The following is a 21502-nucleotide window of genomic DNA, read 5'->3' as shown; positions in this document are numbered from 1 at the left end:
TTATCAATAATTATTGCTCCCTGGAGTTTGGACGTCATGCGCCTTATTCAGCTTTCCCGTGACTCAATCGCCTTCCCCTCACCGGAAGGCGCGTTGCGTGAACCTAATGGGTTACTGGCGCTCGGGGGCGATTTAAGCCCGGCTCGTTTGTTGATGGCTTATCAGCGCGGCATCTTTCCGTGGTTCTCGCCTGGCGACCCTATTTTATGGTGGTCGCCCGATCCACGTGCGGTGCTTTTTCCTGAGCAATTTCATCTCAGCCGCAGCATGAAGCGATTCCACAGAAACTCCCCATACCGCGTCACGCTTAACCATGCTTTCGAACGCGTGATTAGCGAATGTGCCGACGACCGCGATGAAGGCACCTGGATAACTCCTGATATCATTGACGCCTATAAACGGCTGCATGAGTTGGGGCATGCGCATTCGGTTGAAGTTTGGGAAGATAATGAGCTAGTCGGTGGCATGTACGGCGTGGCACAAGGTGCGCTGTTCTGTGGCGAATCCATGTTTAGCCGTCGGGAAAATGCCTCAAAAACGGCTCTGCTGGTATTCTGCCAGCACTTTATGAGTTATGGCGGCAAGCTTATTGATTGCCAGGTGCTTAATGCTCATACCGCATCGCTTGGGGCGATAGAAATTCCTCGCCGCGAATATCTGGAGCAGCTGTCCATATTTCGCCCACATCAGCTTGCATCTTATTGCTGGGTACCACAAATCCTGTCGTAACGATAATGTTTACGGCACATTACTGTTAAGAGTGTTATAATTAGCCCCGCAGAGTGAGCTCTGCTCATTACCCCGCCGCCGTATGGGATTAGCTTTAACAGGGACAGCCCATCGTTTATCTCTTCGCAGCCCTCATCGTAAGCGCCTATAGTGCAGCTTTTGAGTGGGTTTTGGGTAATGCGCAAATTGCACTTTCGCTGGTGATTTCACCAACAATTCTTTACATGATACGTGAACTTGGGCATTATCTTGCCGGTTCAAAACTATGGTAGTGATACCCTCGAGGATTAGATGGCCAAAGAAGACAATATTGAAATGCAGGGTACCGTTCTTGATACGTTACCTAACACCATGTTCCGCGTTGAGCTGGAAAACGGGCACGTGGTAACCGCTCATATCTCCGGTAAAATGCGTAAAAACTATATCCGCATCCTGACGGGTGACAAAGTCACTGTAGAGCTGACCCCGTACGACCTGAGCAAAGGCCGCATTGTCTTCCGTAGTCGCTGATAGTTTTATTTAGCGCTGCGGAAACAACGGGCGGCGTAAAAAATTAGTTTTAGAAATTCAATAATAGAAAGGCCAGGTGATTAACCTGGCCTTTTTTTATATCTGCGTACTTTGGATTAATGAGCCGTTTCCGGTTTATGTTTCTGCGCACCATGGAAATTATAAATCAGTTTCTGATTCTCTTTATCCAGAGCTACCGTCACTTGCCCACCATCCACCAGGGAACCAAACAACAGTTCGTTCGCCAGCGGTTTCTTCAGATTGTCCTGAATAACACGCGTCATTGGACGTGCGCCCATTGCGCGGTCATAGCCTTTTTCTGCCAGCCAATCACGGGCTTCCTGGCTCACTTCCAGCGACACACCTTTCTGATCCAACTGCACCTGAAGCTCAACAATAAACTTGTCGACTACCTGGTGAATCACATCTGTAGACAGATGGTTGAACCAAATAATGTTGTCCAGACGGTTACGGAATTCTGGGGTAAAGATCTTCTTGATCTCTTCCATCGCGTCAGTGCTGTTGTCCTGACGAATCAAGCCAATAGACTTACGCTCAGTTTCACGTACACCGGCGTTAGTGGTCATCACCAGAATCACGTTACGGAAATCCGCTTTACGCCCGTTGTTATCGGTCAGCGTACCGTTATCCATCACCTGCAATAACAGGTTAAAGACATCGGGGTGCGCTTTTTCGATTTCATCGAGCAGCAACACAGAGTGAGGATGTTTAATAACCGCATCCGTCAACAAGCCGCCCTGGTCGAAACCAACGTAACCCGGAGGTGCACCAATCAAACGGCTCACCGTATGGCGTTCCATGTATTCCGACATATCAAAGCGCAGCAATTCGATGCCCAGTGATTTCGCCAGCTGCACGGTGACTTCCGTTTTACCGACACCTGTTGGCCCGGCAAACAGGAATGAACCGACAGGCTTGTGATCGTGCCCCAATCCGGCACGGCTCATTTTGATGGCTTCGGTTAACGCCTCAATGGCTTTATCCTGGCCAAACACCAGCATTTTCAGGCGGTCATCAAGGCTACGCAGCGTATCGCGGTCGCTCGCTGATACGCTTTTCTCAGGGATACGGGCAATACGTGCGACCACGGTTTCAATGTCTGAGACATTGACCGTTTTCTTACGTTTACTCACCGGCATCAGGCGGCTGCGAGCCCCGGCTTCGTCGATAACGTCAATCGCTTTATCGGGAAGATGGCGATCGTTAATATATTTCACCGCCAGTTCCACCGCCGCACGAATCGCTTTCGCGGTATAACGCACGTCGTGGTGCGCTTCGTATTTCGGTTTCAGGCCGTTAATAATCTGCACGGTTTCTTCAACGCTTGGCTCAGTAATATCAATTTTCTGGAAGCGACGCGCCAGAGCACGGTCTTTTTCGAAGATATTGCTGAATTCCTGGTAAGTGGTTGAACCGATAACCCGGATCTTGCCACTCGACAGCAGCGGCTTAATCAAGTTTGCGGCATCAACTTGCCCACCGGACGCGGCACCCGCACCGATAATGGTATGAATTTCATCGATAAACAGGATGCTATTTTGATCCTGTTCGAGCTGTTTTAGCAGCGCTTTGAAACGTTTTTCAAAGTCACCTCGATATTTGGTACCCGCCAGCAGCGAACCGATATCCAGCGAATAAATGGTGCAATCGGCAATCACTTCCGGAACATCGCCCTGCACAATACGCCAGGCAAGACCTTCAGCAATCGCCGTTTTGCCTACGCCTGATTCACCCACTAACAGCGGGTTGTTTTTACGGCGACGGCACAGAACCTGAATGGCGCGCTCTAACTCTTTCTCGCGGCCAATCAGCGGATCGATCCCTCCCACACGTGCAAGCTGGTTGAGATTGGTGGTGAAGTTTTCCATACGTTCCTCCCCGCCTGCTTGCTCTTCATTGACCGGATTATCTGCACCCGGTGCCTGATTAGGTTCGTCTTTACGTGTACCGTGAGAGATAAAGTTCACCACATCAAGGCGGCTGACTTCATGTTTACGCAGCAGATACGCTGCCTGGGATTCCTGTTCGCTGAAAATAGCCACCAGCACGTTTGCGCCAGTGACTTCACTGCGACCAGAAGACTGGACGTGGAACACCGCACGTTGCAGCACACGCTGGAAGCTAAGCGTAGGTTGAGTATCACGCTCTTCTTCACTGGCTGGCAGAACCGGTGTGGTTTGTTCGATGAAGGCCTCGAGTTCCTGTCGTAGCGCCACCAGATCTACGCTACACGCTTCCAGCGCTTCGCGAGCTGACGGGTTGCTGAGCAAAGCCAGCAACAGGTGCTCGACAGTCATAAACTCATGTCGGTGCTCGCGCGCTCTGGCGAAAGCCATATTTAAACTGAGTTCCAGTTCTTGATTGAGCATAGGCACCTCCCCCAAATTTTGCCTTCTTCAGGCTTTTTCTAGCGTACACAGCAGCGGATGCTCATGCTCCCTTGCGTACTGGTTCACTAACGCGACTTTGGTTTCCGCTACTTCTGCAGTAAAAATGCCACAGATAGCTTTACCCTGATAGTGCACAGTGAGCATCAATTGCGTTGCACGTTCTACATCATAAGAAAAGAACTTTTGCAGCACGTCAATAACAAATTCCATCGGCGTGTAGTCATCGTTCATTAACATCACTTTATACATCGACGGTGGCTTTAGCGCTTCGCGCAGTTTGTCACCCACCAGCTGGTCGAAATCCAACCAATCGTTCGTCTTACCCATTGCAAATCGTCATCATGTTAAATCGCCCATTGTCATTAAGGCGAAGCCCATAGGTTGAGTGTAATACGCTTTCAGTGAACGCGAGTCATCGTGTTAAAAAGGCACAGTCACTAACAATAGAGAGTTCTGTCACATTAATCACAATAGCGTTAACTGCTTCAAATTTTTGACTCATTTTCATTCTTACCCCCCCGTGCAACGCTTGACGACATGGTTAAATTATCTACATTGTACAAGCGTGAGGTGGCGAGGTTTTGAACAGCCCGCCCTCACCCCACCGGTTCATTCCATCTCACTTATAAGATTTACGAAGGATGTAGAAGCATGGAGACGGGTACTGTTAAATGGTTCAATAACGCTAAAGGGTTCGGTTTTATCTGCCCAGAAGGCGGCGGCGAAGATATCTTCGCGCATTACTCCACCATTCAGATGGATGGTTACAGAACGCTTAAAGCCGGACAAACTGTCAGGTTTGATGTACATCAGGGGCCAAAAGGCAATCACGCTAGTTTGATTGTGCCTCTGGAACTCGAGGCAGCAGCGGTCGCCTGACCCTTTTGTTTCATTGTGTACATCCCCAGTTCAAAATGCCAGCCCACGAGCTGGCATTTTTATTTCGGGTCTATAACCAATCGTCATATCTCAGATGAAAATTATTCACGCGCCAGCGCATCAATTGGGTTCAATCTCGCCGCATTTCTCGCCGGTAACCAACCAAAAATAATTCCTGTTGCGGTCGAACAAGCAAATGCGGTGAACAACGCCATCGGTGAGAAACCAATTTCCCAGCCCGGCAAAACCAGTTGCAACGTGAAGGCAATCAGCAGAGATAACGAAATCCCCAACGCACCACCCACCAGACACACCAGCACAGCTTCAATCAAAAACTGCTGCAACACATCACTGGCGCGAGCGCCCACTGCCATGCGGATACCAATCTCTTTGGTACGCTCCGTTACCGACACCAGCATGATATTCATCACGCCAATCCCGCCCACCAGCAATGAGATGACCGCCACCAATGTCAGGAACATCTGTAGAGTACGTGTGGTCTTTTCCGCCGTTTTCAACAGGCCATCCATATTGTAGGTGAAGAAATCTTTCTTACCGTGACGTAGCTGCAACAAACGATTGAGCTGCAGCTCGGCTTCGTGGCTGTTATAACCCTCGTTCACCCGCACCGTGATCGAGTTCAGCCAACTTTGCCCCATCACACGACCCGCCATGGTGTTATACGGCAACCAGACACGCAGAATCTTGCTGCTGCCAAACATTGACTGCTTCTCTTGCGCCACGCCGATAACCGTCGCAGGCATATTCCCCACCAGCACGATTTCGCCAACCACTTTGGCTTTATCAGGGAACAACTGCCGTTTGGTATTGCTGTCGAGCACAACCACTTGCGCACGGCCTGTGAGTTGTTCATCGTTGAAGGTATTGCCTTCGCTAAACGTCATGCCGTAGACATTAAAATATTGGCTGCTGACACCATTGACGCTGGCGGCGGCATCAACGTTGCCATAGCGCACGCGTAAATTGCTCGACAACGAAGGCGTGGCTGAACTAACCCACGGTTGCTGGCTGATGGCCGCCAGGTCGTCGTATTTCAGCGCTTGCTGGTATTGCGGGTCGTCATCACCAAAATCTTTGCCGGGATAGACATCAATGGTGTTAGTGCCGATGGAGCGAATATCCTGCAACACCAGCTGTTTAGCCGCATCACCGACAATCACAATCGACACCACTGACGCGATACCAATAATAATCCCCAGCATCGTCAGCAGCGTGCGCATTTTATTCGCCGCCAGCGCCAGCCAGGCCATGGTCAGAGCTTCACGGAAGCTGCTGATGGTCTGCTGAAATGGCGAGTTAACCGGTTGGGTTTTCAGCTCTTTCTGGGCCGCGGGTGGTTGAGAGACCGACGGCGGGTTACTGATAATTTCCCCGTCACGTATTTCAATGACGCGCTGCGCCTGCGCGGCAATCGTCGGGTCGTGCGTCACAATAATAACCGTATGGCCCAGCTCGCGCAGTTGCTTGAGTGTGGCCATCACTTCTTCACCAGAATGGCTATCCAGCGCGCCTGTCGGTTCATCGGCAAGAATCACCTGCCCGCCATTCATCAGCGCGCGAGCGATACTGACACGTTGCTGCTGGCCACCAGAAAGCTGTGACGGCAGATAATCGACGCGATCCGCAAGCCCCAGACGCATCAGCAAAGCGCGCGCCCGTTGTTGACGATAAACTCGCGCCGTTCCGGCATACACAGCCGGGACTTCGACGTTTTGCGTAGCATTCAAATGCGAGAGCAAGTGATAACGCTGGAAGATAAAACCGAAATGTTCACGCCGCAGCGTGGCGAGCGCATCACTATCAAGCAACGCGACATCTTGCCCGGCCACTTTGTAACTGCCGCTGCTGGGTTTATCGAGGCAGCCGAGGATATTCATCAGCGTTGATTTGCCAGAACCCGACGCCCCGACAATCGCCACCATTTCACCCGCTTCAATGGTGATATTAACGCCTTTTAGCACCTCAACTTGTTCGTCACCCGACGGATAGCTACGGCGAATATCACGCAGCTCAAGCAGTGCTGTCATGGGGCGCTCCCGGCGGTGCTTTTGCCAATCACCACTTCTTCGCCTTCAGTCAAACCCGTAGCAACCTGTACCTGGGTGTCATTGCGCATACCGATGGTAATTTCACGATCGCGAGTTTCACCATTACGTAGCACTGACACTTTGTAACGGTTATCCCCTACCGGCTCGCCCAGTGCTGCAAGCGGAATGGTTAGCACCTCTTTCACGCCACCGAGTTGAATATGCACTTGCGCGGTCATTTCCAGGCGCAATACCCCTTGCGGATTCGGGACTTCAAAACGTGCATTATAGAAAATCGCATCGTTCACTTTCACCGGCGTTGGCAGAATATCGATTAACAAACCTTCATAGCGCGTTAGAGGGTCGCCCAGCACGGTGAACCAGGCTTTTTGGCCTGGTTTAAGATGAATCACGTCAGCTTCAGAAACCTGTGCTTTCACCAGCATGGTACCCAGATCGGCAAGCGTCAGAATGTTTGGCGCTTGCTGCGCGGCAATCACTGTCTGGCCTTGTTTGGTGGTGATTTCGGTCACTTCACCCGCCATAGGTGCAACAATCTGCGTGTAATCGAGGTTGGTTTTCGCGGTGTCTAAAGAGGCCTGATTGCGTTTGATTTGCGCGTCAATGGTGCCAATTTGTGCTTGCCTCACTTCAAGATCGGTCACTGCGGTATCGAGATCTTGTTGTGATACGGCCTGAGTTTTGGCCAGTGCTCTCTGGCGATTCAGCGTCACTTGCGCAAGTTTTGCCTGCGCCACAGCCTGCCGCCGCTGCGCACGCAACTCCATTAACGTCGCCTCAACTTCCTTGATCTGGTTTTGTGCCTGTTCGGGATCGATAACCCCCAACAGCTGATCCTTTTTCACTTTATCGCCGATGTTCACCGACAGCGTTTTCAACTGCCCACTGACCTGCGCACCGACATCAACTTTGCGCAATGCATCCAGCTTCCCCGTTGCCAGCACGCTTTGCTGCAACTCGCCTTTGCGCACAATCATCGTCTGATAAACCGGCGTCGGCGCGTTCAGAAACTTCCACAGCCAGACGCCCAACAACAGAACTAACAGGCCCAGAAGCCAATAGCGTTTTTTTATTTTTCCCTTGAATCTCATAGGTATCCTGCAAAAAGACTGGCTAATTAAATGAAGTATCAACAAAAGTTGTAAACCCGTATCGGCCTTACGGTGATTGAACCTACGTTGAATTCACAAATGGTGAAATAACCCCAATGTTTCTCAACCAGGTTTCAATCATGTCATCAATTGCCGAAAACGAATTCCGATCAACAGCTCAACTCAATGGCTGGCGGTTGTTTCTTTCTTTAGCAAAGGGACAATGGACGCCGGGGATTGCGTGGCAGAACCCAGCCTATCGTCGAAAATTCGTCCTGCGTTCACTGACCAGCCCACTTTCTACCGCTCGCTTGTTGAACGATTTATCGCATCAACCTTTGCTGGAAAAATTGCTGGCGGTGCAACCAGGGTTACCTTGTCGTCTTCATCGCCCTTATTTATCGGTGAATTTTAACCGTAAGGCGGCGGCAAGCGCATTGTCTTTCCACTACCGCGTACTGAACGCAGCACTGCCGAAACGCTTGTTACTACAACACTACTCAACTGACGGAGCACGTTTGGCAACAATAACGGGTAAAGATGAGAACTTCTACCATCTTGATTTCCGCGCCGACCCCTTTGTCGATAAAGAAGGTGAAGCCACACTAACACTGACCCGCCACGATGGCGTTGTTTTAGCAGGCTTGACCTTCACCCTATGCTGTCACCAGCAGAAATCGACGCTGTTTATTGGTGGCTTGCAGGGTGCCAAAAGTGATATCCCACATGAATATATCCAGGTCGCGACCAAAGCGTGTCACGGATTATTCCCGAAACGCCTGGTGCTGGAAGCGGCTTGCTTGTTAGCTCGTCATTTAGGGGTGAACCAGATTCTGGCCGTGAGTAACCGCGCACATATCTATCGCTCGTGGCGTTATGCAAAAAAGAAGCAGGGCAAAATCCATGCCGATTACGATAGTTTCTGGGAATCGATGAGCGGCGAATTAACCCCAGAAGGCTACTTTGAGCTGCCACTGGGAGTGGCCCGCAAACCTGTTGAAGAGATTGCCAGCAAAAAGCGCGCAGAGTACCGCCGCCGCTACAGTTTACTAGATGAGATGATGGAGCAAATCGAGCAGCGGCTATGAATTAACCGCCGGGCTAATCAGCCCGGCCACGCGCCAGCCATAACACTCGCGAGAACATTTTTCGCAACAGCGACGGCACGGCATCGACTCCACGCCTCCCCGCTTCCATCGCCACTTCTATCGCTAAGTCGGGCTTGGAAGAGCGATGAATAGCTTTCACAATAACGCGGCGCATATTCATCGGTACGTTTTCGGGGATTTGCGCCACGCGATGGAACACATCGGAAAATCCCTGACGATACATGAAGTGTTCCATGTCCATCGCCGGGAGCGCGGTAAGATGCTCACGTTCCTGGTCACGATCATTTTCCAAAATGCCACGCACCACTGACGCATATTTTTTCCCCGCTTCATCGCCATCCACCAGCACATGCCATTCAATGCCCATGCGCCGTGCAAACTTGATCAATGGACGCAGACCCGACTGTGCAAATTCGATAACTTTCACCCCTTCGGCATCGAAATGGTGCCCGCACTGACGTGCCAGTTCGTTCATCACCCACACCTCCGTTTCCCCTTCAACCAACAGCCAGCAGCGGGCAAACAATGAAGAAGCGCGATTAAAGCGGATATGAAAGGCAATACGACGGCTGTCTTCTGCATTCATGCCGCCAGGGCCGAGCCTCCAGGCCGCAACCCTTGACGATTCACGCACCAGGCGGCAAACGTTCTCGACAGGCGTGAGCGATAGCAATTCGCCCGAATTGGTAGTGGTGATTTTTTGCAGCGGCAGCAGATTGAGCAAATGCCAGGCCACCGACAACATAATCGGGTGCAGTCGGGTTTCAGGATCTTCCACCAGCAGCAATGGCCGCGCGTCTTTATCCAGAACCACGTTGCCTTTAGCCTGCAGCAAGGTTGAAAACATCCCCAGTAAAATCATTCGATGAGTGCGGCTGTTGGGTTTGTCGATCATGCGGTTGATGATGTCCAGATAACGCCAGCTGCGTTGTTCATCGTGCGAGCGGCGACGTAACAAGCGTTGATGCGCGGTAGCACCTTGCTCCGCAAAATAGTGCTCAAGCAATTGCACCATCGCCGACAAACCTTGCCGCAGCTGCGCATCGGTAAGATTTTGTGGACTCGAAACCAGTTCACGCGCCAGAAAATCAAGCTGGCGGGCGGTCATTTCGGTGTCTGGCATGGCGGGAATGCTGTCATTGCGTAAACGCCGCATAAAACGCGCATCACGCAAACGTAATACTGGATTGAGGCGGATGATTTGCTGGGCAAAAATGTCAATGTCATCAAGTTCGATAGCATGGCCTTTCTCATCGAGGAAACTGCGCAGCGTCAGAATAGAACCATCTTCCGCGAGCTCCCCCACCAGCCGATACATAATGCGATGAAAACCTTCCTCACCTGCCACCCATACCGGCGCAAGCGAACGATAACGTCGGCCAAGATGATGGCCGGGCGCGGTTTCCCGAAAGGTCAGTACAATATGTAAATGATGTTCCCGGCCCTGTACGTCCCCGGGCGGGAAATAGAAATCATCGCGATTGAAGTGATAGAGCGTTTGATGCGGCGACAATAATAGCGTTAATGCGTCCAGCAGGCTGGATTTACCCCAGGCGTTTTCACCGATCAGCACGTTATTTTGTTCAAGCATTAACGAAAGGCGGTTAATCCCCCGGAATCCGACAATCTCTACACGCTCAAGAAACATAACCCCTCCAGATTGGTTGATGCGCTTTCCTTTACCTGACCGGCTGCATAGTTCGAGTATAGCGACAGATTATGCGTACATCTCGGCCAAACTTTATACAATAAAAAACAGCCGATTTTTCCATTATTACCTACGCTTTATCTGACTGTTGTAAAACATTTTCATTCCTAGATGATTCTTATTTATTAATAAACTTTGTACACAATAAACGCGTATGTTGTTGAAAAGAATGGCATCGCATTGCCCCACGTCAATTTATGAGGATTTAATAGACTAGTTATGACATAGCGAACTCATTAATATCACTGCTCTTTTATTATTAACGTTACATCTTTCATGGTTGTAACAAACAATAATCGGGTAGGTGCCATTATATACCTCGCCCGGAATTCAATTTTTTGAAATGCAGAGGTGGTTATGTTTAGGAAATTAGCGGCAGAATTTTTTGGTACGTTTTGGTTAGTATTTGGTGGCTGTGGGAGTGCGGTACTGGCGGCGGCTTATCCGCAATTAGGAATAGGTTTTGCTGGGGTTGCATTAGCTTTTGGCTTAACCGTATTAACGATGGCTTATGCTGTCGGTCATATTTCCGGCGGTCACTTTAACCCTGCTGTTACTCTGGGTTTATGGGCCGGCGGTCGTTTCCCTGCCAAAGAAGTCATTGGCTATCTTGTTGCGCAAGTTATTGGCGGCATCGTGGCAGCCGGTATTCTCTATTTAATTGCCAGCGGTAAAAGTGGTTTTGATGCGGCGGCTAGTGGCTTTGCTTCAAATGGCTATGGCGAACATTCACCAGACCATTATTCCATGCTGTCAGCAATCATTATTGAAATCGTATTAACCTGCGGCTTCTTGATTGTTATTCATGGCGCAACAGATAAATTTGCTCCCGCCGGTTTTGCACCGATTGCTATCGGCCTGGCACTGACGTTGATTCACTTGATCAGCATTCCAGTGACTAATACTTCTGTGAACCCAGCGCGTAGTACTGCGGTGGCTATCTTCCAGGGGGGTTGGGCCTTACAACAGCTGTGGTTATTCTGGGTGATGCCAATTATTGGCGGTATCCTGGGCGGCGTTATCTACCGCACATTGCTGGAAAAACGTCACTAATTGACTCGCGTAGGGCGGATTCTTCTGCCCTACGCCAAAAGCTTTATCCCGCCGCATGTAATCTGCATAAAAAACCTCTTTTTTCGTAGCTTTACTCATTCCCTTTCTTTGGGTAGTGTGACATACGCCGTTACTTTTTTTGCAAGGATTGTCCGCACCATGTTTTCGGGATTGTTAATTATCTTAGTACCGCTGATCGTCGGTTATCTCATTCCATTAAAACAAACCAGTCTGCTCAAGCTTATTAATCGCCTGCTGAGCTGGATTGTTTATGTCATTCTATTTTTCATGGGCATCAGCCTCGCATTTCTCGATAACCTGGCCAGTAACCTGCTGGCGATATTTCAATATGCCGCGGTTAGCGTTGTGGTGTTATTGCTTTGCAATGCGGCAGCGTTGCTGTGGCTTGAGCGCTCTATGCCATGGCGACACAATCATGAACAAGAAAAGCTTCCTTCGCGCATAGCGATGGCGCTGGAATCTCTCAAACTGTGCGGCGTGGTGATTGCAGGATTTGCACTCGGTCTAACGGCATGGCCGATTCTGCAACACGCTACAGACGCCAGTGAATACACGCTAATCTTCCTGTTATTACTGGTGGGGATTCAACTGCGTAATAGCGGCATGACCTTAAAGCAGATCGTATTAAATCGCCGCGGCATGATTGTCGCCGTTGTTGTGGTGCTCAGCTCAATGGCGGGCGGCGTCATCAACGCCTTTATTCTCGACCTGCCAATCAAAACCGGCTTAGCCATGGCGTCAGGCTTCGGCTGGTATTCACTTTCCGGTATTTTGATGACGGAATCTTATGGCCCGGTGATCGGCAGCGCGGCGTTCTTCAACGACCTGGCGCGGGAACTGATTGCCATCATGTTGATTCCCGGTCTGGTGCGCCGCAGTCGTTCAACCGCTCTCGGGTTGTCCGGCGCAACATCAATGGATTTCACACTCCCGGTACTGCAACGCAGTGGCGGTCTGGAAATTGTCCCGGCGGCGATTGTTCACGGCTTTATCCTCAGCTTACTGACTCCGCTATTAATGGCTTTTTTCGCCTCCTGATACCTCATTGGCGGTAGGTTCCTGCCGCCAAAATTGCGCTAAATCAATCTCCTTTTAAGTTGCATTAAAAATACCTTTTCCCGGTGCAGTACTGAGCATAACCTTAAAGATGTATATCAAATATAACTTTAAAAGGTACGATTATGTTTTGTGTGCAATGTGAACAAACAATCCGCACCCCGGCAGGCAACGGCTGCTCTTACGCTCAGGGGATGTGTGGCAAAACGGCTGAAACTTCTGATCTCCAGGATCTGCTGATTGCTGCATTACAGGGGCTGTCTGCATGGGCGATTGCCGCACGTGAAGCCGGCATTATCGACCATGACATCGACAACTTTGCGCCACGCGCTTTCTTCTCAACCCTCACTAACGTTAACTTCGACTCGCCACGCATTGTCGGTTACGCGCAAGAAGCCATCGCGCTGCGCGAAAGCCTGAAAGCACGCACTCTGGCGATTAACCCAAACACCACCGTCACTAACCCAATGGCTGAACTGCAACTGGTCAGCAGCGATTTGGGCGACCTGCAACGCCAGGCGGCAGAATTCGCGCCAAACCGTGATAAAGCAGAAATCGGTGAAGATATTCTTGGTCTGCGCCTGTTATGCCTGTACGGCCTGAAAGGCGCCGCAGCGTACATGGAACACGCCCACGTACTCGGTCAGTACGACAACGACATCTACGCGCAGTACCATAAAATTATGGCGTGGCTCGGCACCTGGCCTGCAGATATGGGCGCGCTGCTGGAATGCTCGATGGAAATCGGCCAGATGAACTTCAAAGTGATGAGCATTCTGGATCACGGTGAAACCGAAAAATACGGCCATCCGACCCCATCGCAAGTGAATGTCCGTCCGGTTGCAGGCAAATGTATTTTGATCTCCGGCCACGACCTGAAAGATCTCTACAACCTGCTGGAACAGACTGAAGGCACAGGCGTAAACGTCTACACCCATGGCGAAATGCTGCCAGCACACGGTTATCCGGAACTGCGTAAATTCAAGCATATGGTCGGTAACTACGGCAGCGGCTGGCAGAATCAACAGAGCGAATTTGCCCGTTTCCCTGGCCCAATAGTGATGACATCCAACTGCATCATTAACCCAGAAGTCGGCTCTTATACCGACCGCATCTGGACTCGCAGCATCGTTGGCTGGCCGGGCGTTAGTCACCTTGAAGGCGATGATTTCACCTCAGTGATTACCCAGGCGCAACAAATGGCGGGCTTCCCGTACAGCGAAATCGAACATCTGATCACTGTCGGCTTTGGTCGTCAGACTCTGCTGGGTGCTGCCGATACACTGATTGATTTGGTCAGCCGCGAAAAACTGCGCCACATCTTCCTGGTCGGCGGTTGTGACGGCGAGCGCGGCGAACGTAGCTACTTCACCGACTTCGCCACCAGCGTGCCGAAAGATTGCCTGATTCTGACCCTTGCCTGCGGTAAATATCGTTTTAACAAACTGGACTTCGGTAACATCGAAGGCTTGCCGCGCCTGGTAGATGCCGGTCAATGTAACGATGCTTATTCAGCGATTATTCTTGCTGTCACCCTCGCAGAAAAACTCGGCTGTGGCGTCAACGATTTGCCGTTAAGCCTGGTTCTGTCCTGGTTTGAGCAAAAAGCGATTGTCATCCTTCTTACCCTGCTGTCGCTGGGCGTGACAAACATCGTCACCGGCCCGACAGCTCCAGGCTTCCTGACACCAAATCTGTTAGCTGTTCTGAACGAGAAGTTTGGCCTACGTGCCATTACCACCGTTGAGCAAGATATTGAACAGCTGATGAGCGCATAAGGAGCAACCATGACTATGCCAACGCCACTGTGCCCGCATCGTATGCAGGTGCACCATATTCACCAGGAAACGCCGGATGTCTGGACGCTGTCGCTGATTAATCACGACTTTTATCCCTACAAGGCCGGGCAATATGCGCTGGTGAGTATTCGTAATAGTGACGAAACACTACGCGCTTACACGATTTCTTCGACACCAGGACTCAGCCCGTTCATTACGTTGACTATCCGTGGCATCGAGAATGGCGTTGGCTCTCAATGGCTGACACAACAAGTGAAGGTCGGTGATTACCTGTGGTTGTCAGAAGGCCAGGGGGAATTTACCTGCGAAGAGCTGGCTGCCGAACGTTTCCTGTTATTAGCGGCAGGTTGTGGCGTAACGCCAATTATGGCGATGCGCCGCTGGTTAGCAAAACATCGCCCACAAGCCGATGTACAGGTTATTTATAACGTCCGCTCACCGGAAGACGTCATCTTTGCGCAGGAGTGGCGTAATTATCAGGTGACGCTGGTTGCTGAGAATAATGCGACGCATGGTTTTATCGCTGGACGCCTGACGCATAACATTCTGGCTAGCGTTCCGGACATTGCCTCGCGTACTGTCATGACCTGCGGCCCTGCGCCTTATATGGAAATGGTTGAGAAAGAAGTCAAAGCATTGGGCGTGAGTGAATTTTATTCGGAGAAATTCTTCACCCCCGTCGCAGCGCCCGTCGATAACGGTTTGAAGTTCACCACTTTAAAGCCGCTGCGTGAGTTCTACGCACCAGTCGGCAGCACCTTGCTAGCCGCGCTGGAAAGCAACAGTGTTCCGGTCAATGCCGCGTGCCGTGCAGGAGTTTGTGGAAGTTGCAAAACCCGAGTCGAATCCGGTGATTACACGGTCAGCAGCACGATGACGCTGACCGACACTGACATTGCTAATGGTTATGTGCTGGCCTGCTGTTGCCATCCGCAAGGTGATTTAGTTCTCGCTTGATCCCACTAGTGCCACTCTGATTTTGAGTGGCACTTTCTGCTCCGTATCTTCTGTTTCCTTGACTAAGCTTGTTTACGTTAACTGAATCGTGACAAGGAGCAGTAATGAAACAGACAGTAGCCGCTTATCTGGCAAAAACTCTCGAAAGCGCAGGTGTTAAACGTATCTGGGGTGTCACTGGCGATTCCCTCAATGGCCTGAGTGACAGCCTGAACCGCATGGGCACTATCCAGTGGATGCCCACCCGCCATGAAGAAGTCGCGGCGTTTGCCGCAGGCGCGGAAGCGCATCTTTCCGGCGAACTGGCGGTTTGTGCTGGTTCGTGCGGGCCTGGTAACTTGCATTTAATCAATGGCCTGTTTGACTGCCACCGCAACCGCGTTCCAGTGCTGGCGATTGCCGCACATATTCCGTCGAGTGAAATTGGCAGCGGTTATTTCCAGGAAACCCATCCCGAAGAGTTGTTCCGCGAATGCAGCCACTATTGCGAGCTGGTGTCATCCCCGGAACAAATTCCCCAGGTACTGGCGATTGCGATGCGCAAAGCGGTGCTTAATCGTGGCGTGTCAGTCATAGTTTTACCGGGCGACGTGGCGTTAAAACCCGCGCCAGAAACCGCCAGCACGCACTGGTATTCCGCGCCACAACCGGTCGTCATTCCGGCACACGAAGAGCTTAAAAAGCTTGCTCAATTACTGCGCTATAACGACAACATCGCTCTGATGTGCGGTAGCGGTTGTGCCGGTGCGCATGAAGAATTAGTGCAGTTTGCCGCCACCCTTAAAGCGCCGATTGTTCACGCGCTACGCGGCAAGGAGCATGTTGAGTATGACAACCCTTATGATGTCGGTATGACCGGCTTAATCGGCTTCTCGTCCGGGTTCCATACCATGATGAATGCCGACACGCTGATCTTGCTTGGCACCCAATTCCCGTATCGCGCGTTCTACCCGACGGACGCGAAAATTATTCAAATAGACATCAACCCTGGCAGTATCGGCGCTCACAGTAAAGTGGACATGGCGTTAATTGGCGATGTTAAAGCGACGCTTGCGGCACTGCTTCCACTTCTGGAAGAAAAAACCGACCGCAGCTTCCTCGATAAAGCGCTGGATAACTATCGCGAAGCCCGTGAAAGCCTGGATGAACTGGCACAAGCTGGCGATGGCAACGTTATCCATCCGCAATATGTCGCCCAGCAAATCAGCCACTTTGCCGACGAAGACGCCATTTTTACTTGTGATGTTGGCACGCCAACGGTCTGGGCTGCGCGCTATCTGAAAATGAACGGCCAACGCCGCCTGTTAGGGTCTTTCACTCACGGTTCAATGGCCAACGCCATGCCGCAAGCGCTTGGCGCAAAAGCCACTGCACCAAACCGACAGGTTGTCGCGATGTGTGGCGACGGCGGTTTCAGCATGTTGATGGGCGATTTTCTCTCGGTCGTGCAAATGAAGTTGCCGATCAAAATTGTGGTGTTTAACAACAGCGTGCTGGGTTTTGTGGCGATGGAAATGAAAGCAGGCGGCTACCTGACTGACGGAACCGAGCTGCATGCCACTAATTTTGCCAATATCGCCAACGCCTGCGGAATCACGGGTATTCGGGTTGAAAAAGCCGAGGAGCTGGATAACGCGTTGCAGCGTGCTTTTAGTATTGACGGCCCCGTTCTGGTGGACGTGGTAGTGGCGAAAGAGGAACTGGCGATCCCGCCGCAAATCAAGCTCGAACAAGCCAAAGGGTTTAGCCTGTATATGCTGCGTGCGATTATCAGCGGACGCGGTGATGAAGTTATCGAACTGGCGAAAACCAACTGGTTCCGGTAAAACATTCCTTTAATTGAGGATAATAATAAGGATCGACCGTGATTGACTTGCGCAGCGACACCGTAACCCGCCCGAGCGAAGAAATGCTCAAACGTATGATGGCAGCCCCAACGGGCGATGACGTTTATGGTGATGACCCTACGGTCAACGAACTACAAGATTACGCCGCCAAACTTAGCGGCAAAGAAGCGGCGCTATTTCTGCCAACCGGCACCCAGGCAAACCTGGTGGCGCTGTTGAGCCATTGCGAACGTGGCGAAGAGTATATTGTTGGGCAACTGGCGCACAATTACCTCTACGAAGCCGGTGGCGCTGCGGTGTTAGGCAGTATTCAACCGCAGCCTATCGATGCTAATCCAGATGGTTCACTGCCGCTTGATAAAGTCGCCGCGAAGATTAAACCAGACGATATCCACTTTGCGCGCACCAAACTGCTCAGCCTCGAAAATACCCATAACGGCAAAGTTCTGCCGCGTGAGTATCTGAAGCAGGCCTGGGAATTTAGCCGCAACCATAATCTGGCTTTGCACGTTGACGGCGCGCGTATCTTTAACGCCGTGGTGGAATATGGCTGCACGCTGGAAGAAGTGGTGCGCTACTGCGACACCTTCACGATTTGCCTCTCAAAAGGCCTCGGCACGCCGGTTGGTTCTTTGTTAGTCGGCAGCCACGAATACATCAAACGTGCGACGCGCTGGCGCAAAATGGTCGGCGGCGGTATGCGCCAGGCCGGTATTCTGGCAGCCGCAGGTTTGTACGCTCTTGAGAATAACGTGCAGCGCCTGAAAGAAGACCACGACAACGCGCACTGGCTGGCGGGTGAATTACGTGAAATTGGCGTCGATGTGACCCGTCAGGACACCAATATGGTGTTTGCGCGTGTTCCGGTTGAGCAGGCTGAAAGCCTTGGCAAGTTCATGAAAGAACGCGGTGTTCTGATGAGCGCAGGGCCAATCACTCGTCTGGTCGTGCACCTTGATGTGAATCGCCAACAACTGGCTGAAGTGGTTGCCCACTGGCAGGCATTTTTACAACGCTAAGTGAGGGTTCAGGGACGATGACACAGCCACAAAATATTCTGGTGCTCGGCGCAAGCGGCTATATAGGGCAGCATTTGGTGCCGCAACTTGCCCTGGCAGGGCATCATGTTACCGCCGCCGCAAGGCGGGTTGAGTGGCTGGAAAAACAACCCTGGGATTCGGTCGTCTGCCGCCATGTCGATTTGCAATGGCCGGAGACCCTCCCCGCGCTGCTGGAAGATGTCGATACGCTCTATTATCTGGTGCATAGCATGGGCGACGGAGCGGATTTCGTGGCCCATGAACGCCAGACAGCGCTCAACTTGCGCGATGCACTGCGCGCGCATCCGGTAAAACAGCTGATATTTCTCAGCTCGCTGCAAGCTCCGGAAGGTGATGGTGATTCTGAGCACCTGCGTGCTCGCCAGCTTACCGCCGATATTTTACGTGATGCTGGCGTACCGGTAACTGAAATTCGCGCGGGGATCATTGTCGGTGCGGGTTCCGCCGCTTTTGAAGTGATGCGCGATATGGTTTACAACCTACCGGTGCTCACTCCGCCACGCTGGGTTCGCTCACGTACTACGCCTATCGCTCTTGAGAATTTACTGCATTATTTAGTCGAACTACTGAAGCATCCTTCACAGGAAAACCGTGTCTTTGAAGCCGCTGGCCCTCAAGTATTGAGCTACCAACAACAATTCGAGCGCTTTATGGCGATTAGCGGCAAACGCCGCCCGTTGATCCCGATTCCGCTGCCGACCAGTTGGATCTCAGTGTGGTTCCTGAACATGATCACCTCCGTGCCGCCGACCATTGCCAAGGCGCTGATCCAGGGGTTAAAACACGATCTTCTGGCGGACGATCGCGAATTACGCGCGTTGATCCCGCAACAACTCCTGAATTTTGATGATGCAGTGCGCATCACGCTTGAAGACGAAAATAAACTCGCGAATTCACAAGACTGGGGATACGACGCACAGGCCTTTGCCCGCTGGCGTCCCGAGTATGGCTACTTCCCGAAGCAAGCAGGTTGTACGCTAAATACCACGGCTGAACTGGCAGATTTATGGCAAGTGGTGAATCAGATTGGCGGCAAAGAGGGTTATTTCTTCGGCAATATTCTGTGGAAAACCCGCGGCTACATGGATTTGTTAGTCGGGCATAAACTGGCAAAAGGCCGTCCGCCACGCGACATGCTCGAAGTCGGTGATCAAGTTGATAGCTGGAAAGTGATTATTGTTGAGCCGCAAAAAGAGCTGACGCTGTTATTTGGGATGAAAGCGCCAGGGCTTGGGAGGCTTTCATTCACCTTACGCGACCACGGCAAGCATCGTTCGCTTGATGTACGCGCATGGTGGCATCCGCACGGAACAGCCGGTTTGTTCTACTGGTTGGTGATGATCCCCGCGCATCTGTTTATTTTCCGTGGTATGGCCCGACGGATTTGTCAACTTTCCGAACAATTGTCACATAAAGTCCGTTAAGTTCTCCTAATCTTTGGTATTCCCATTGCAAGCGCTGCCATTTCACGGAAAAATGCGCAGCGTAAATCTCAATTATCATGAGTTGGTTGACATGAAGGTACTGGTAACGGGCGCCACCAGCGGCTTAGGCCGAAACGCGGTCGAGTTTCTTTGCGCTAAAGGCATCAGCGTTCGGGCTACCGGGCGCAATGAAGCCATGGGTAAACTGCTGGAAAAAATGGGTGCAGAGTTTATTCACGCTGACCTTACCGAATTGGTTTCCTCGCAGGCCAAGGTAATGCTGGCTGATGTCGATACGCTTTGGCATTGCTCGAGCTTCACCTCACCGTGGGGGACTCAGCAAGCGTTCGATCTGGCTAACGTCCGTGCCACTCGTCGCTTAGGTGAATGGGCCGTTGCCTGGGGTGTACGTAACTTCGTGCATATTTCCTCGCCGTCGCTCTACTTTGATTACCACCACCATCGCAATATCAGCGAAGAATTTCGCCCTGTCCGCTTTGCTAACGAATTTGCCCGCAGTAAAGCCGCCAGTGAAGAAGTGATTCAGCTGTTAGCGCAATCAAACCCGCACACACGCTTCACCATTTTGCGCCCGCAAAGTTTGTTTGGCCCGCATGACAAAGTCTTTTTCCCACGCCTGGTGCATATGATGCGCCACTACGGCAGCGTTTTGTTGCCACGCGGCGGCGATGCGATGGTGGATATGACTTATCTTGAGAATGCGGTGCATGCGATGTGGCTCGCCTCTCAGCGTTGCGAATCGTTACCCTCGGGGCGTGCGTATAACATCACCAATATGGAAGCTCGCCCGTTGCGCGTTATCGTGCAAAAGCTGATTGATGACTTAGAGATTAAGTGCCGCATTCGCTCTGTTCCGTATCCAATGCTGGATATTATCGCTCGCAGCATGGAGCGTTTTGGCGACAAATCCGCCAAGGAACCTGCACTAACGCATTATGGTGTATCGAAACTTAATTTTGATTTAACGCTGGATACCACACGTGCAGAAACAGAATTGGGTTATCAGCCGATTGTGACGTTAGATGAAGGCATTCGGCGTACCGCGCTGTGGTTACGTGACCACGGTCAAATATCAAAAAAATAAGTAATATCAAAGAAAATTGATTTAAGGATTTAGCATGGATTGTAGTCGCATAACACTAAGCATTATAATTCCATGCTATAACTCATCTGAGTATATTTCCGAATGCTTGCTTTCTGTCCTACCGTTTATTGATGAAAACATTGAAGTCATCGTGATAAACGACGGTTCTACAGATAATAGTCTGGATATCATTACAGACACTGTTCAACAATACCCTGGTAAAAACATTAAAGTTATAACCCAGGAAAATGCGGGACTTTCTGCATCAAGAAATAAAGGGATATATGTAGCGCAAGGCAAATACATATCCCTGTTAGACTCAGATGATTTTTACCATAGTGACTTCTGGTCAGAGATTTTACCCGTCCTCAACGATTCTACAGTTGATATTATTGAGTTTAATGCAGAGCAGTTTGAGCATGAAACCAGCAATATTGTCGAGCATATCGACTGTGCAGTTTTTACCAGGAAAAATCAGATATGTTCAATCAGTCAGCTCAAGCCAGCATTTCAGCGTTGTAAGTGGTATCCATGGGCCAGGGTTTACAAAACCTCGCTGTTTTTGGATAACAACGTGGAGTTCCCGACTGGAAGACTATATGAAGACATGAGTACTATCCCTGCTCTATATTTAAACAGTAAATGTATTTATGGTATTAGCAAATCCCTCATC

18 protein-coding genes are annotated in these 21502 nt (G+C 51.0%); 13 read left to right on the top strand and 5 right to left on the bottom strand.

Annotated features, from left to right (window positions below; translation table 11 throughout):
* Positions 1-36 precede the first annotated feature (36 nt).
* Positions 37-729 (top strand): leucyl/phenylalanyl-tRNA--protein transferase, encoded by a 693-nt coding sequence (gene aat / locus MES37_RS04200; RefSeq protein ID WP_121813961.1) that lies wholly within the window; start codon positions 37-39, stop codon positions 727-729.
* A gap of 291 nt (positions 730-1020) precedes the next feature.
* Positions 1021-1239 (top strand): translation initiation factor IF-1, encoded by a 219-nt coding sequence (gene infA, locus MES37_RS04195; protein ID WP_002211347.1) that lies wholly within the window; start codon positions 1021-1023, stop codon positions 1237-1239.
* A gap of 116 nt (positions 1240-1355) precedes the next feature.
* On the opposite strand, the gene clpA is transcribed toward infA, so the two are convergent.
* Positions 1356-3629 (bottom strand): ATP-dependent Clp protease ATP-binding subunit ClpA, encoded by a 2274-nt coding sequence (gene clpA / locus MES37_RS04190; RefSeq protein ID WP_064548268.1) that lies wholly within the window; start codon positions 3627-3629, stop codon positions 1356-1358.
* A gap of 27 nt (positions 3630-3656) precedes the next feature.
* Positions 3657-3977, bottom strand: coding sequence for an ATP-dependent Clp protease adapter ClpS (gene clpS, locus MES37_RS04185; RefSeq protein ID WP_034456405.1), 321 nt, complete (start codon positions 3975-3977; stop codon positions 3657-3659).
* 324 nt (positions 3978-4301) lie between these two features.
* Between clpS and cspD the strand changes: the two genes are divergently transcribed.
* The gene (gene cspD / locus MES37_RS04180) at positions 4302-4529 is read left to right on the top strand and encodes a cold shock-like protein CspD (protein ID WP_064548270.1); all 228 of its coding nucleotides are present in this window, start codon (positions 4302-4304) and stop codon (positions 4527-4529) included.
* A gap of 101 nt (positions 4530-4630) precedes the next feature.
* Here cspD and macB read toward each other — a convergent pair whose 3' ends face one another.
* The gene (gene macB / locus MES37_RS04175) at positions 4631-6577 is read right to left on the bottom strand and encodes a macrolide ABC transporter ATP-binding protein/permease MacB (protein WP_064548272.1); all 1947 of its coding nucleotides are present in this window, start codon (positions 6575-6577) and stop codon (positions 4631-4633) included.
* Positions 6574-7689 (bottom strand): macrolide transporter subunit MacA, encoded by a 1116-nt coding sequence (gene macA, locus MES37_RS04170; protein ID WP_133522492.1) that lies wholly within the window; start codon positions 7687-7689, stop codon positions 6574-6576. The genes macB and macA overlap by 4 nt, the downstream gene beginning before the upstream one ends.
* A gap of 140 nt (positions 7690-7829) precedes the next feature.
* Between macA and MES37_RS04165 the strand changes: the two genes are divergently transcribed.
* Positions 7830-8777, top strand: a complete 948-nt coding sequence (locus MES37_RS04165; RefSeq protein WP_237930124.1) for a VirK/YbjX family protein — start codon at positions 7830-7832, stop codon at positions 8775-8777.
* 13 nt (positions 8778-8790) lie between these two features.
* Here the strand turns inward: MES37_RS04165 and MES37_RS04160 are convergent, their stop codons facing one another.
* Positions 8791-10446, bottom strand: coding sequence for an ATP-dependent endonuclease (locus MES37_RS04160; RefSeq protein WP_064548278.1), 1656 nt, complete (start codon positions 10444-10446; stop codon positions 8791-8793).
* 417 nt (positions 10447-10863) lie between these two features.
* Between MES37_RS04160 and aqpZ the strand changes: the two genes are divergently transcribed.
* From aqpZ to MES37_RS04115, 9 genes are all read left to right on the top strand, one after another.
* On the top strand, positions 10864-11559 hold the full coding sequence (gene aqpZ / locus MES37_RS04155) for an aquaporin Z (RefSeq protein WP_064548280.1): 696 nt from the start codon (positions 10864-10866) through the stop codon (positions 11557-11559).
* A 159-nt stretch (positions 11560-11718) separates the two neighbouring features.
* Entirely contained in the window at positions 11719-12618 is a 900-nt protein-coding gene (locus MES37_RS04150) for a lysine exporter LysO family protein (protein ID WP_064548282.1), read from the top strand.
* 143 nt (positions 12619-12761) lie between these two features.
* Positions 12762-14414, top strand: coding sequence for a hydroxylamine reductase (hcp, locus tag MES37_RS04145; RefSeq protein WP_237930122.1), 1653 nt, complete (start codon positions 12762-12764; stop codon positions 14412-14414).
* Positions 14415-14423: 9 nt separating this feature from the next.
* Complete coding sequence (hcr, locus tag MES37_RS04140) at positions 14424-15392, top strand: NADH oxidoreductase (protein WP_133522489.1); 969 nt, start codon at positions 14424-14426, stop codon at positions 15390-15392.
* Positions 15393-15496: 104 nt separating this feature from the next.
* On the top strand, positions 15497-17218 hold the full coding sequence (gene poxB, locus MES37_RS04135; RefSeq protein ID WP_064548288.1) for a ubiquinone-dependent pyruvate dehydrogenase: 1722 nt from the start codon (positions 15497-15499) through the stop codon (positions 17216-17218).
* Between the two features lie 38 nt (positions 17219-17256).
* Positions 17257-18258, top strand: a complete 1002-nt coding sequence (ltaE, locus tag MES37_RS04130) for a low-specificity L-threonine aldolase (RefSeq protein WP_133522488.1) — start codon at positions 17257-17259, stop codon at positions 18256-18258.
* A gap of 17 nt (positions 18259-18275) precedes the next feature.
* On the top strand, positions 18276-19724 hold the full coding sequence (locus tag MES37_RS04125; protein ID WP_237930121.1) for an SDR family oxidoreductase: 1449 nt from the start codon (positions 18276-18278) through the stop codon (positions 19722-19724).
* A 91-nt stretch (positions 19725-19815) separates the two neighbouring features.
* On the top strand, positions 19816-20829 hold the full coding sequence (locus MES37_RS04120) for an NAD-dependent epimerase/dehydratase family protein (protein WP_237930119.1): 1014 nt from the start codon (positions 19816-19818) through the stop codon (positions 20827-20829).
* Positions 20830-20863: 34 nt separating this feature from the next.
* Positions 20864-21502, top strand: a 639-nt coding sequence (locus tag MES37_RS04115) for a glycosyltransferase family 2 protein (RefSeq protein WP_237930118.1), incomplete at its 3' end; no start/stop codon positions are given.

Source organism: Buttiauxella sp. S19-1, assembly GCF_022134725.1.
In the GTDB taxonomy this organism is placed as follows: Bacteria; Pseudomonadota; Gammaproteobacteria; order Enterobacterales; family Enterobacteriaceae; genus Buttiauxella; species Buttiauxella ferragutiae.
The sequence above is the reverse complement of the archived record's forward strand: the minus strand, read 5'-3'. Positions and strand labels throughout refer to the sequence as shown.